16 protein-coding genes are annotated in these 12,957 nt (G+C 67.4%); 11 read left to right on the forward strand and 5 right to left on the reverse strand.

The features are described 5' to 3' along the window. Nucleotides 1-38: 38 nt before the first annotated feature. The 11 genes from LAQ74_RS09180 (at nt 39) to LAQ74_RS09230 (ending at nt 9,080) form a co-directional block, all read left to right on the forward strand. A complete protein-coding gene (locus tag LAQ74_RS09180) occupies nt 39-578 on the forward strand; it encodes a DUF4040 domain-containing protein (RefSeq protein WP_224332250.1) in 540 nt (179 codons plus the stop codon). Continuing rightward, nucleotides 575-1,087: an MnhB domain-containing protein gene (locus LAQ74_RS09185; protein WP_224332251.1), complete on the forward strand. Its 513-nt coding sequence runs from the start codon at nt 575-577 to the stop codon at nt 1,085-1,087. The genes LAQ74_RS09180 and LAQ74_RS09185 overlap by 4 nt, the downstream gene beginning before the upstream one ends. Then, nucleotides 1,084-1,452, forward strand: a complete 369-nt coding sequence (locus tag LAQ74_RS09190) for a cation:proton antiporter subunit C (protein ID WP_224332252.1) — start codon at nt 1,084-1,086, stop codon at nt 1,450-1,452. The genes LAQ74_RS09185 and LAQ74_RS09190 overlap by 4 nt, the downstream gene beginning before the upstream one ends. Next, nucleotides 1,445-3,013, forward strand: coding sequence for a monovalent cation/H+ antiporter subunit D family protein (locus LAQ74_RS09195; RefSeq protein ID WP_224332253.1), 1,569 nt, complete (start codon nt 1,445-1,447; stop codon nt 3,011-3,013). Before LAQ74_RS09190 ends, LAQ74_RS09195 begins: the two co-directional genes overlap by 8 nt. After that, on the forward strand, nt 3,010-4,911 hold the full coding sequence (locus LAQ74_RS09200) for a cation:proton antiporter (RefSeq protein WP_224332254.1): 1,902 nt from the start codon (nt 3,010-3,012) through the stop codon (nt 4,909-4,911). Before LAQ74_RS09195 ends, LAQ74_RS09200 begins: the two co-directional genes overlap by 4 nt. Then, complete coding sequence (locus LAQ74_RS09205; RefSeq protein WP_224332255.1) at nt 4,911-6,674, forward strand: Na(+)/H(+) antiporter subunit D; 1,764 nt, start codon at nt 4,911-4,913, stop codon at nt 6,672-6,674. Before LAQ74_RS09200 ends, LAQ74_RS09205 begins: the two co-directional genes overlap by 1 nt. 117 nt (nt 6,675-6,791) lie before the next feature. Beyond that, nucleotides 6,792-7,361, forward strand: coding sequence for a hypoxanthine/guanine phosphoribosyltransferase (hpt, locus tag LAQ74_RS09210; RefSeq protein ID WP_224332256.1), 570 nt, complete (start codon nt 6,792-6,794; stop codon nt 7,359-7,361). A 120-nt stretch (nt 7,362-7,481) separates the two neighbouring features. Beyond that, nucleotides 7,482-7,922 (forward strand): hypothetical protein, encoded by a 441-nt coding sequence (locus LAQ74_RS09215; RefSeq protein WP_224332257.1) that lies wholly within the window; start codon nt 7,482-7,484, stop codon nt 7,920-7,922. A gap of 174 nt (nt 7,923-8,096) precedes the next feature. After that, on the forward strand, nt 8,097-8,315 hold the full coding sequence (locus LAQ74_RS09220) for a hypothetical protein (protein ID WP_224332258.1): 219 nt from the start codon (nt 8,097-8,099) through the stop codon (nt 8,313-8,315). 2 nt (nt 8,316-8,317) lie between these two features. After that, the gene (locus LAQ74_RS09225; RefSeq protein WP_224332259.1) at nt 8,318-8,848 is read left to right on the forward strand and encodes a hypothetical protein; all 531 of its coding nucleotides are present in this window, start codon (nt 8,318-8,320) and stop codon (nt 8,846-8,848) included. A 16-nt stretch (nt 8,849-8,864) separates the two neighbouring features. Next, on the forward strand, nt 8,865-9,080 hold the full coding sequence (locus LAQ74_RS09230; protein WP_224332260.1) for a hypothetical protein: 216 nt from the start codon (nt 8,865-8,867) through the stop codon (nt 9,078-9,080). 80 nt (nt 9,081-9,160) lie between these two features. On the opposite strand, the gene LAQ74_RS09235 is transcribed toward LAQ74_RS09230, so the two are convergent. Genes LAQ74_RS09235 through LAQ74_RS09255 form a run of 5 tightly spaced genes read right to left on the reverse strand, consistent with a single transcriptional unit; the run spans nt 9,161 to nt 12,954 of the window. Then, nucleotides 9,161-9,415, reverse strand: coding sequence for a hypothetical protein (locus tag LAQ74_RS09235; RefSeq protein ID WP_224332261.1), 255 nt, complete (start codon nt 9,413-9,415; stop codon nt 9,161-9,163). Between the two features lie 53 nt (nt 9,416-9,468). Continuing rightward, entirely contained in the window at nt 9,469-9,963 is a 495-nt protein-coding gene (locus LAQ74_RS09240) for a hypothetical protein (protein WP_224332262.1), read from the reverse strand. Then, on the reverse strand, nt 9,956-10,459 hold the full coding sequence (locus LAQ74_RS09245; RefSeq protein ID WP_224332263.1) for a hypothetical protein: 504 nt from the start codon (nt 10,457-10,459) through the stop codon (nt 9,956-9,958). The genes LAQ74_RS09240 and LAQ74_RS09245 overlap by 8 nt, the downstream gene beginning before the upstream one ends. Before the next feature lie 6 nt (nt 10,460-10,465). Next, entirely contained in the window at nt 10,466-11,830 is a 1,365-nt protein-coding gene (locus LAQ74_RS09250; RefSeq protein WP_224332264.1) for an ABC transporter ATP-binding protein, read from the reverse strand. Further along, nucleotides 11,800-12,954 carry an ABC transporter ATP-binding protein gene (locus LAQ74_RS09255; protein ID WP_224332265.1) on the reverse strand — a complete coding sequence of 385 codons (1,155 nt, stop codon included), beginning with the start codon at nt 12,952-12,954 and terminating at the stop codon, nt 11,800-11,802. Before LAQ74_RS09255 ends, LAQ74_RS09250 begins: the two co-directional genes overlap by 31 nt. Nucleotides 12,955-12,957 lie beyond the last annotated feature (3 nt).

The following is a 12,957-nucleotide window of genomic DNA, read 5'->3' on the forward strand; positions in this document are numbered from 1 at the left end:
GTACCGGTCGGTTCCACCGCCGCCGACGGGGGTGACCGATGACGTTCACGCCCATCGAGGCCGCGACGCTCGTCTTCGTCATCGGCTGTGCACTCACGGCGGCGCTGCTGCGAGACGTGCTCGCGGCCATCATCGCGTCGGCCGCGTACAGTCTCGGCATCGCCGTCCTCTGGGTGCTGCTACAAGCGCCCGACGTGGCGCTCACCGAGGCGGCCGTCGGCGCGGGCGTGATGACGCTGCTGCTGCTTTTGACCATCGCGAAGACGGTCCACCCCGAGCGGGGGAGCCAGTTCGAGCGGGTCCGCCTACGGTCGCTCGTCGTCATCGTCGCCTTCGCGGGCGTGTTGCTGGCGACGGTCCCGGCGCTGCCCGCCATCGGCGCGGCGGAGTCGCCGGTCGTCGGCGGCGAGGTCACCCAGTACTACCTCGACAACGCCTACGAAGAGACCGAGGTCGGAAACGCCGTGACCGCCGTGTTGGCCGCCTACCGTGGGTTCGACACCCTCGGCGAGGCGGTAGTGGTGTTCTCCGCCGGGGTCGCAGTACTGCTCGTGCTGCGCCGGGAGGTGTTCGTATGAGTACCGACACCGATGAGTCGGAGAACGCCACCTCCGCCAACCGCATCGTGCACAACGACGAGCAGACGCCGTACGTCGAGAGCACCATCATCATGACCACCGTCCGCGTCGTCACCCCGTTCATCCTGACGCTCGGACTGTTCGTGATGTTCCACGGGGCGTCGTCGGCGGGCGGCGGCTTCCAAGGCGGTGCTATCGCCGGTACCGTCATCCTGCTGCTCGCGTTCGCGTTCGGTATCGGACCGGTCCGCGACTGGTTGAATCCGGCCATCATCCTCGGACTCGTCGTCGTCGGCGTCGGGACGTTCCTCGCCGTCGCGCTCGGATCGCTGCTGCTTGGCGGCGAGTTCCTCCAGTACTCCGCCTACCCCATCTACCACGCGAGCAAGTACGGTATCGAACTCGTCGAACTCGGCATCGGTGCGGTCGTCGCCGGTATCATCATCGGTCTGTTCTTCCTCATCGCTGCCGGGTTCGAAATCGGTGAACCGATGGAGGACGAACAATGATCGCAGAGATTCTACTCACACGGTACAACTACGTCGTCGTCGCGCTGTTGCTGCCTATCGGTGCGTACATGATGATAGAGAACCGGAACCTCGTCAAGAAGGTCATCGGCATGAACATCTTCCAGACGGGTATCTTCCTGTTCTTCATCACGTCGGCGTACCGCGAGGGCGGGTCGCCGCCCATCGTCGGCAGCGGTGGCGAGGGCGCGACGTACGTCAGCCCCCTGCCGCACGTGCTCATCCTCACGGCCATCGTCGTCGGGGTGAGCCTCACCGCGGTGGCGCTGGCGCTCATCGTCCGCATCTACACCGAGTACGGCACGCTCGACGAAGCGAACCTTCGGGAGGTGCGCGCGGATGAGTGAACTGCTGTCGCTTCTCGTCGCGGTACCGATTCTGGGTGCGCTCGTCGCGCTCGCGGTCGGCTACTCGTTCGAGCGACTCGCGTGGCCGCTGGCGTTCGTCACGTCGCTCGGCCACACGGCGCTGGCGACGCTCGTCGCTGTGCAGGTCTACTCCGGCGGCGAACCGCTCAGCTACGCGGTGGGCGGCTTCCGGCCGCCGTTCGGCATCGAACTCGTCGTCGACGGCCTCAACGCCGCGGTCGTGGTCCTCGTCGCGGTCGTCGCGCTCGGCGTGCTCGTCTACGCGCGCCGCGCCGGCCCGCACTCGGCGGCGTTCTACACCGGGTACCTCCTCCTGGTCGCCGGTCTCTCGGGGATGAGCGTCACCGGAGACATGTTCAACCTCTACGTCTTCCTCGAAATCACCGGCCTCACCGCCTACGCGCTGGTGGCGACCGGCGACGACGGACGCTCGGCGGTCGGCGCGCTGAAGTACCTCCTCGTGGGGACCGTCGGCGCGTCGCTGTTCCTCGTCGGCATCGGCTACGCGTTCGTCGCCACGGGGACGCTCAACATGGCCGACCTCGCCGAGAAACTCGCCGGCGTCGGCTACGGGTCGACGCTCGTCCGGGCGTCGTTCGCGCTTGTGGTGACCGGGTTGGCCGTCAAGACGGCTTTGTACCCGCTGCACACGTGGCAGCCGGAGGCGTACGCGAGCGCCCCCGACAGCGTCAGCGCGCTCATCTCGGCGCTCGTCTCGACGGTCTCGGCGTACGCGCTCGCGCGCGTCGTCTACAGCGTCTACACCGTCGACTTCCTCGCCTCCGTCGCCTACGCACGCGAGTTCGTGCTCGTGCTGGCCGGCGTCAGCATCGTCGCCGGGAGCGTCCTCGCGGTGATGCAAAGCGAGTTAAAGCGGATGCTCGCGTACTCGTCGGTGTCGCAGTTCGGCCTCGTCGTCGCCGCGTTCGCCGTCGCCAACGAGGCGGCGGTGACGGGCGGCCTCGTCCATCTCGTCGGCCACGCCGTCATGAAGGGTGGCCTGTTCCTCGCGGTGGGCGCCATCGCGGCGCGGACGGGTGCGCGGTACGTCGGGGAGTTCGACGGCCTCGCCGACCGCGCACCGCTTCTCAGCGCCGCGCTCGCGACCCTGTCGCTGTCGATGGTCGGCGTTCCGCCGGCGGTCGGCTTCGTCGGCAAGTGGTACATCGCCCTCGGCGCGATTCAGGCGCAGGCGTGGCCTATCGCGGTCGTCATCCTGCTGAGCACGCTGCTGACGCTGGCGTACTTCCTGCGTCTCGTCGAGCGGATGTACTTCCGGACGGCGACGACGACGGAGACGCCCGCCGACTCGCCGACCGGAACCGGCGCGGCCGCCGTCGCCGACGGTGGGAACACCGATGACACGGACGACGACCGGCCGACGCTCGGCCGTGGCGACGACGCCGACTTCGGCGGCCCGACTGCCGGCATGGTCGCCGTCGTCGTCGTCGCGGCGGTGCTCGCCGTCGCACTCGGTCCGCTCGTCTCCACGTTCGAACCGCTGCTCGAACCGACGCTCGACCTCCTACTCCAGCCATGACAGAGATTTCATCACTCAGACCGCTCGCGGCGGTCGCCGTTCCGGCGGTCGCCATCGCCTTCATCTACGCGTCGAACCGCCGGCCGAACGTCCGCGAGGCGTGGACGCTCCTCGCCGCCGCGGCGACGTTCCTCATCGTGGCGAGTATGGTGCCGCGAACGCTCGCCGGCGACGCCTACGTCACCGGTCTCGGCAGCTTCGTCCCGGGTATCGAGTTCGCACTCAAAGCGGACGCGCTCGGGATGCTGTTCGGCCTGCTCGCCAGTCTGCTGTGGCTCGTCACCAGTTTCTACAGCATCGGCTACATGCGCGGCCTGCACGAACACGCCCAAACGAGATACTTCGCGGCGTTCGCTGCCAGCGTCGCCAGCGCCGTCGGCGTCGCGTTCGCGGCGAACCTGCTCGTGCTGTTCGTCTTCTACGAACTGCTGACGGTGGCGACCTACCCGCTCGTCACCCACGACGAGACAGCCGAGGCGCGCGCCGCCGGCCGCAAGTACATCGCTTACACCTTCGGTGGCGGCGTCGCAGTACTTGCGGGCACCGTCCTCGTCTACGTGCTCGCCGGTACGGTGGCGTTCACCCCCGGCGGCATCGAGGGTCTCGCCGGCGCGGACCCGACGCTCGGGCGCGCGGCGTTCGCGCTCTTGACGCTCGGCTTCGGCGTCAAGGCGGCGCTGATGCCCGTCCACTCGTGGCTCCCGGACGCAATGGTCGCGCCGACGCCCGTTTCGGGCTTGCTTCACGCGGTGGCCGTCGTCAAATCCGGCGTGTTCGGCATCGCCCGCGTCGTCCTCGACGTGTTCGGTCCCCAGACGGTGGGTGACCTCGGCGTCGGTGTCCCGCTGGCGGCCGTCGCGGCGTTCACGCTCCTCATGGCGAGCGTCATCGCGCTCCGACAGGACAACCTCAAGCGCCGCCTCGCGTATTCGACGGTGAGCCAGCTATCGTACATCGTCCTCGGTCTCGGCATCGGCGCGTCGATGGGCGGTGACGCCGCCAGATACGCGCTCATCGGCGGGTTGTTGCACATCCCCGCGCACGCGTTCATGAAGCTCACGCTGTTCTTCTGCGCGGGCGTCATCCACGTCGAGACCCACACCGACGACATCAGTGACATGGCCGGCATCGGCAAGCGGATGCCGCTGACGATGGCCGCCTTCAGCGTCGCGGCCGCCGGGATGGCCGGCATCCCGCTCGTGGCGGGGTTCGTCAGCAAGTTCTACCTGCTCGTCGGCACCGCCTCCGGCGGCGAAGTCGCGTTCACCGTCGCACTACTGGTGTCGGGGGTGCTGAACATCGCGTACTTCTGGCCGGTCGTCTATCAGGCGTTCTTCGAGAGCGAGATGCCCGGCGGCCACGACCGGAAACCCCTCGTCAAACACCGCTACGGCGGCCGAGCGGACGTCGCCGCCGACGGCGGCCACAAGTCCGGCGGCGGGCGCTCCGAGGAACGCCGCGGCGACGAGAGCGCCGACTCCGGCGAGGGCTCCGCGCTGACCGGCGGCGATGCCGGTGCCAGCGCTCGCGCGGACGAGATACAGAAACCCGCCGACCCGAACGGTGACTACGCCGTCGACCGCCACCCCTCCGATCACACGAAACAGGGCGGCCAACTCGGCGACGGTGCCGCGGAGATGGCCGAAAGCGACGCACAGGGCGACGCGGACCACGACCACCACCACGAGGGCGGTCCGCCGACCGGCGGGTGGGAACGCCGCAGCCGGCTCGGACAGGAGAGCACGTGGTTCATGCTCGGGCCGATTCTGACCGCCGCCGCCGGCTCGATCGTCATCGGCATCGTGCCGGGCCGAGCGGTGTTCCTCCGCATCGTACAGGAGGTCGTGACGGCGGCGACGACTGCGACTGCCGCCGCGACGATGGGGGTGTTGTTCTGATGGCAGTTGACGCGCTGACCGCGGTACCGCCGTTCGTCTACGTGCTCGTCGCCGCACTGTTGCTGCCGGTCGTCCCCCGGCGCGTCGGCCACGCGCTCGGCGTCGTCGCAACGGCCGTCGTCGTCCCCATCGCGTTCCTCGCGCCCGAGGGTACCTTCTGGGCGACCCAGCTGTTCGGCTTCGACGTCGCGCTGTTCAACGTCGACGACTTCTCCCGGCTGATGGGCATCATCTTCGGCTTCATCGGCGCTATCGCGGTGCTGTACTCGTACGCGAGCGACGCGTCGAACAAGCAGACCGCCTACGCGCTCTCGTACGCCGGGACCAGTATCGGGGCCGTCTTCGCGGGTGACTGGCTCACGCTCGTCTTCTTCTGGGAACTGATGGCCGTGACGAGCACGCTTCTCGTCTGGGACTACGGCGGTAAAGCCGTCCGGGCGGGCTTCCGCTACGCCGTGTTGCACGGTATCGGCGGCAGCCTCGTCCTCGCGGCGATCATCTGGCACTACGCCGAAGTGGGGTCGTTCCTCTTCAGCGCCTCGACGGGTATCGCCCCCGGCGCGCCGGCGATTCTGGCGCTCGCGGCCGTCGGCATCGGCGTCAACGTCGGCTTCGTCGGCCTGCACGCGTGGCTGCCCGACACCTACCCGCGGCCGCACGTCGCCGCCAGCGTCTTCCTCTGCGTCTACACGACGAAGACCGGCGTCTACGCGATGTACCGCGCGTTCCCGGAGGGCCACCTCTGGATAGCGTACATGGGCGCGGCGATGGCCGTCTTCGGTGCGTCGATGGCGGTGCTCCAGAAGGACATGCGCCGCCTCCTCTCCTATCACATCCAGTCGCAAGTCGGCTACATGATCGCCGGCGTCGGCATCGGCACGACGGTCGCGACGGCGGGCGCGTTCGGCCACGTGTTCAACCACATCCTCTACAAGAGCCTGCTGTTCATGACCGTCGGCGTCATCATCTACCGGACCGGCGAGGAGAGCCTGAAGTACGTGGGTGGCCTCTGGCGGAAGATGCCCGTCACGTTCGTCGCGTTCGTCGTCGCGGCGCTCTCCATCGGCGGGTTCCCCGGCTTCAACGGCTTCGTCAGCAAGGGAATGGTGCTCGCGGAGGCGCACTACGAGCACCTCGACGTCATCTGGTACCTCCTCTTGGCCGGTGGCGTCGGGACGTTCCTCTCGTTCATCAAACTGGGCTACTACGCCTTCTACGAGGGGAGCTACGACGGCCCAGTCCGCGACGCAAACGGTCTGCAGAAAATCGCGATGGTCAGCGTGGCGATTCTCTGTGTCGTCTACGGACTGGTCCCGAACGCGCTGTTCGCCATCCTCCCCGGCAACGAGGGCGGCTTCGATTACACGACGTACACGTTCGGTCACATCGAGGAGGGGCTCATCCTGTTCGCCCTCGGCGTCGTCGCCTTCGTCATCCTCAAGCGCCCGCTCGACCGCATCGGCCGCGTTCCCGACATCGACGCGCTGTACAACCCGTTGGCGTTCTACGGCACGCGCGGACTGGTCCGCGGCGTCACCGAGACGTACGCGGCCGTCGACCGTGCGGCCGTCGCCACGGCGTCGGGAGTCACGTGGACGGTCGGCAATCCCGACGAGGCGCTCCGACGCGTCTCGGGACGAGACGAGACGAACGAGGGGGGAGAGCCGACGTGGCCGGTGTCGCTGCGGGCGGGGATGGGGACGAGTATCCTCCTCCTGACCGCGGTCGTGACAGTCGGTATCGCGCTGCTCGTCGTCGTCTGAGCGAACGACGCTGAGGCCGCGTTCAACGGTACGTTTCACCCGACACGACCCGTGACACCGAACCACGAACGAACGCCGAACCACCAGCATTTATCCCCACCCGCGGAAACTGTCGGCATGGACCAGTTGCGGCAGTCGCTGTGCGACGCGCCCATCATCGAGAAAGGCGAGTACGAGTACTTCGTCCACCCCATCAGCGACGGCGTGCCGATGCTCGAACCGAGTCTGCTGCGCGAAATCGTCATCAAGATCATCCGCAAGGCGGAACTGGAGAACGTCGACAAGATCGTGACGCCCGCGGCGATGGGCATCCACATCTCGACGGCCGTCTCGCTGATGACCGACATCCCGCTCGTCGTCATCCGCAAGCGCCAGTACGGCCTCGACGGCGAGGTGCCGTTGTTCCAGGAGACGGGCTACTCCGAGAGCGAGATGTACATCAACGACGTGGGGGCGGGCGACCGGGTGCTCGTCCTCGACGACGTGCTCTCGACCGGCGGGACGATGAAGGCGATTCTCGACGCGCTCACCAACGACGTCGGCGCGGAGGTCGTCGACGTCGTCGCTGTCATCAAGAAGGCCGGCCCGAACGAACTCGACGACACCGACTACGACGTGCGGACGCTCATCAACGTCACCGTCGAGGACGGCGAAGTCGTCATCGTCGACGAACACGGCGACGGGTAGACGACGGGCAGAGGACAGGCGACGGGCAGAGGACAGGCGCGAGAACCGTCGGGAGTCTCCCCGCCGGGACAGACGGCGGCCGAAGACTGCTTTTTTAACCGGTCGGTCGCGAGTGGCGGTATGGCGTACGCGAACCCGCGGAATCTCATCAGTACGGTCCTCCTCGTCACCGGGGCGCTCGTCTTCGGCGAGGCGCTCCACCAGTCGATAGTCTCCGGCGAGGCGTCGCTGCTCTCTCGACCGATTCTGCTCGCGTTGGCGCTCGGGACGGTGCTGATCGCGCTCGGCTACTGGGTGCGCGTCCCGCTCGAAGAACTGCAAGCCGGCGAGTCGAGGACCGACGCACCCGTCGACGGGGTGTCCCGTCCCGACGGACCCGTCACCCCCGCGGACGACGAGTACGACCCCCGCATGAGTCCGCTCGGCAACGTGCCGTCGGACGCCGACGACAGCGCGGGCGTCGCCGGAGCGGACGACGAGAAAACACGGACCGACCAGGAGCGGGCCGACGGGGAACGAGTCGACGAAGGTCGTTCGGCCGACGACCGGCCTCACGACTGAGGTCACCCTTGCGGGGACGACTGTGGACGACCGTAGATACGTCGTGTTGGCGACGCTCCGGCGTCTCGGGCGGCGAACCGACGTTCCGTGTGAACGGATAGCGCGGGATATATATGACATTACCACGATGACCCGATAGCTACTATGTCGCTCAAACATCGGGTCCCTCCGAAGATGCAGCAACCGCTCGGATTGGCGTCGCTGGGGCTGACGCTCGTGGGTGCGGTCGTCGGCTACATCCTCACGATGCTCGGTATCACGCTGTACTTCGGCCTCAACGGTCTCGGGAACGACATCACCACCGTCGAGTCGTTCATCGTCATGGGAACCGGCCTCGTCTGCCTCGCCGCCGGCTACACCGGGTGGCGCGGCTTCATGACGTTCGCGTACTGAAGATGCCCGTCGACATCCGCGACCATCCGGACGCGCCCGACCTCGAAGCCTTGGGCGATCTGACGCTCGAACCGATCCCCGCCGCCGAGATCCGTCGTCGCCTCGACGACGGTGACGAACTGCTGGAGGATCAACTCCGTGAGCGCGAAGACCTCGACGCGTACGTCGAACTCAACCGCCGCGCGGAGGGTGGCGAGTACGGCGATATCGGCACCGCGCTCTACCGCCTCGTCCAACTGTTCGGCGCGCCGCAGGTCCCCGGCTACGAGGCCGGCAGCGACCTGCGCGAACGGACCGACGAGACGTTCAAGTACCTCTTTCGCGTCGGTGCCGACGCCGACGAGCTCCCCGACTCGTGGCTCGTCACCGTTCACGACTGGCACGTCGACCTCGGCGTCGGCCTCGCCGCGTGGGAGTCGACGGGAGTCGACCCCGCCGAGACGGAGACGACAGTCGCGCTCGTCTCGCTGGCGCTCGTGACGAACGTCGTCACCGAACCGGTGCAGTGCGAGTACGAGAACATCTGGTACTGAGTTCGATGGGACACCCGTGACGCTGGACCGACTCGAAGAACGCGCCTATCGGTGGTACGCCAGCGGCGTCAATCGAACCCTCCTCATCTTCGGCGTCGCGGTGGTGCTCGCGGTCGTCAGCCTCGTGAGCTTCTTCGTCACCGACGACGGCGTCTCGCGGTTCGAGGTGTCGCTCGTCATCGCGGCGACCGCGCTGATCGTCTACGGGTGCCTCGAAAGCGGCTTCGAGTGAGTCGGCGTCGGCGCGGGTCCCCGTCCGCTGACGCGAGGCTCGGGTCCCGACTCCCGTCGCCCTCTCTCTCTCACTCCCGGTCAACGCTTGAAGTGCATCGCCGCGAAGGCGACAGCGATGGCGACGACGAGCAACCCGCCGAAGACCGGGACGATGGCCGACTCGCCGTAGTACCCCGCGTAGAACCCCGCGTAGGCGAGACCGACGAACGTCGGCACCGACAGCAGGAAAAACAGCGAGGAGAGATAGCTCGCCAGCGTCGGGTCCTCGTTGTGACCGGCGTACGTCCCGCGTTCGCGCGTCGAGCGCTCGCGGGTCGGGATGTCCTTCGACATGGTCGGCCATTCCGGCCGGGCGGTGATATGTTCGTCGCTCCGAAAACCCGTCGTCAGGACCAGAACGTCCCCTCGACGACGACGGCCCCGAGATAGCCGATGAACAGCTGTGGAACCAGACTCGCGAACACCAGGCTCGCGATCTCCTCGCGGAGAATCGACTGTATCAGCAGTTGACGCACCATCGGGTCGTACGAGAGCAGCCACACCGGCGCGAGCGCCGCCACGAGGTAGCACGCGGTCCCGACGACAAGCGCGACGATGAACGCTCGGATGCTCTCGCCGAGGTCCTGGCTCAGCGCGTGGACGTAGCCGCCGCCGAGGAGCCCGGCGACGAACAGCGTCCACGACGGCACCGCCGGGACCATCGACGGGCGGTTGGCGCCGTAGGCGGCCAGCGCGACGAGCAGGCCCGCGGCGACGCCGATACCGACGAACCGGACGGTGTCGCCCGACAGCGGGAGCGAGGGTCGCAGCGTCGCGCGCTCGCGGCCGGCGACGGCGGGTCCAGCGGCCCCGGACGCGTCGTCCGGCGTCGAATCACTCACCGTTCGACACCCCGAGCGTGATGCGGACGTCCTCGATGTGTCCGACGAGCTCTCCGCCGACGCTGACGCGTCCCTCCTCGACCGCCGTTCGCGCTGCTTCGGTTTCGCCGTCGACGAGTTCGACGGAGACCGAGAACGTCGTCGCCTCGCCCGGCGAGAGTTCGATGCCGGAGAGCGAGCGCGTGCCGTAGTGCGTGAGCTCCTCGCCGTCGACGCGACCGACCAGTTGCGCGCTCGACAGGGTCAGCGTCTTGTCGGTCGGGTTGCGTGCGCGAACCGTGATCTCGAGCGCCTCGCCGTCGTCGGAGACGGCGAGTTCCGTCAGAGACGCCTCGATGGTGTCGCTCTCGGCGACCGCTAACTGCGTCTGAAACGTCGCCCCGAACAGTCCCGCCGTCAGCGCGAACAGCGCGACGAACGTCACCACCGCCGGAGAGCGGAGGGAAGCGCGGAGGCGACTGCCGAGGCTGACGAGGCGGGAACGGAGGGCGGACACGCCGAGTTACTCCGCGTGCGGCGTCGCAGGCGTCCGTTCGGCGTCGTCGCCCCCTTCGTAGAGGTGGCAGGCGACGCGCTGGTCGCCGAGCGCCCGCGGTCGGGGGGTCTCGCGCTCGCAGACCGTCGTGAGTTCGTCCAACTCCGCGAGCGCCCCCTCTCGGTTGCCGTCGAGGTACGCCCGCGTCGCCGCACGCAGCGACGACTCCGTCTCGGGAGGGAGGTCGAGCGCGGAGACGTCCACGTCGAGGCCGGTTCCCGCGACCTCCGAGGAGTGGCGGTACTCCTCGGGGACGTCGAGCGCGAGTCCCTGGCTGAGCATCCGCTCGACGCCGTCGTCGTCGGCCTCGAACGCCTCCCGGTCGAGGGCTTCCTCGCGGAGACGAATCTTGTACTGATAGGCTCGTCGGAACGCGTCCTGACTCCCCGTCCAGTCGGCGGGCGGGATGATGTGCGCACAGCGCGGGTGGTACCGACAGCCCGCCGGCGGGTTCCGCGGACTCGGCACCTCGCCCGTGGCGTTGGCGCGGCGGCGGTTCTCGGCGATCTCCACGTCGGGGACGGCGTCGAACAGCGCCTCGGTGTAGGGGTGTTTGGGGTCCTCGATGAGACTGTCCGTCGGCCCCTGTTCGATGACCTGTCCGAGGTACATGATGGCCGTCCGGTCGCACATGTAACGGATGAGAGAGAGGTCGTGGCTGATGAAGACGTACGTCAGGTCGTACTTGTCCTGAAGCTCCTTCATCAGGTTCAACACGCCGGCGCGGATGGAGACGTCGAGCATCGAGACGGGCTCGTCGGCCACGACGAAGTCCGGGTCGACGACGAGCGCACGGGCGATGGCGACGCGCTGGCGCTCGCCGCCGGAGAGTTCGTCCGGGAACGCGTCGAGGTACACCTCGGCGGGGCCGAGACCCACGTCGTTGAGCACCGTCTTGACGCGTTCGCGGCGCTCGTCGTAGGAGTCGGTCATCCCGTTTATCTGCAACGGCTCCGCGATGGCGTCGAACACCGTCATCCGGGGGTTGAGACTCTCGAAGGGGTCCTGAAAGATCATCTGGACGCGCTGTCTGAACTCCCGCTCCTGTTTGCGCGAGAGGTTTGAGACGTCGGTCCCGTCGAATCGTATCTCGCCGTCGGTCGGTTCGTACAGTTTGACGAGCAGCTTTCCGAGCGTCGTCTTTCCACAGCCGGACTCACCGGCGATGCCCACGATGTCTCCCTTCTCGATGGAGAGGTCGACGCCCTCGACGGCGCGGACCGGTTGCGGTTCGCGGCCCAGCAGGGTATCGACGACCCCCTGGCTCATGTCGAACCACTTGTGGACGTTCTCGATTTCGACTAGTGACTCTGCGTTGCGGTCTTTTTCCATGTTTCCTCCTTCATCGCCTTCGTTCGTATCTCGTCCAGTTCGTCGGTGCGATAACACGCCGAGCCGTGGCGGCGGTCGTCGATGGCTTCCTGCAGTCGGCCGGTCTCCTCGACGGTCCCGACGTCGTACATCGGCGGGTGACTCCGCTCGCAGTCCTCGACGGCGAACGGACACCGCGCGCGGAACCGACAGCCGGGGTCGGGGTCCCGGAGGTGCGGCGGCGTTCCCGGGATGGAGACGAGCCGCTGCTGTTTCTGCGTGATGGTCGGAAAGGAGTTCTTCAGCCCGAGCGTGTACGGGTTCGCCGTCTCGGCGAAGATGTCGTCGCGCGTGCCGCGCTCCATGATCTTGCCGCCGTACATGACGGCCATCCGGTCGCAGATCTCGGCCATGACGCTGATGTCGTGGCTGATGACCAGGATGGAGACGCCGAACTCCTCCTGAATCTTCTCCAGTTCCTCCAGGATGCGGTCCTGAATGATGACGTCCAGCGCCGTCGTCGGTTCGTCGGCGATGAGCAGCGCGGGGTTGCACGCCATCGCCATCGCGATGACCGCGCGCTGCTTCATCCCGCCGGAGAACTCGTGGGCGTAGTCGTCGGCCCGCTCGGGGTCGATACCGACGCGTTCGAGCAGGTCGCGGGCGCGGTCGTCGGCTTCGCGTTTCGTCGTCTGCGGTTCGTGTCGGAGGATGGCCTCGACGATCTGGTCGCCCACCTTGTAGACCGGGTTGAGTGCGTTCATCGCACTCTGGGGGATGAGCGCCACCTCGCGCCACCGGATGTCCCGAATCTGAGAGTCGTTCAACTGTGCGAGGTCGGTCATCCCGTCGGCGCGAACCGGGTAGCGCTCGTCGTCGATTATCTCCTGTCTCGGGTTGCCGTCGCCGTCGCTCCACTGCGGGAGCGTCCCGTCGAACCACATCTCGCCGCGTTCGATGTAGCCGTTCGAGTCCAACAGGTGGAGGATGCTCTTGGCGAGCGTCGTCTTCCCACACCCGGACTCGCCGACGAGCCCGTACGTTTCACCCGCGTCGACGGTGAAGTTCGCGCCGTCGACGGCGTGGACGTCCGCGTCTTCGACCGCGTATCGTATCGAGAGGTCGTTTACTTCCAGTAACGTCATGTG

The organism is Haloprofundus halobius (genome assembly GCF_020097835.1).
GTDB lineage: Archaea > Halobacteriota > Halobacteria > Halobacteriales > Haloferacaceae > Haloprofundus > Haloprofundus halobius.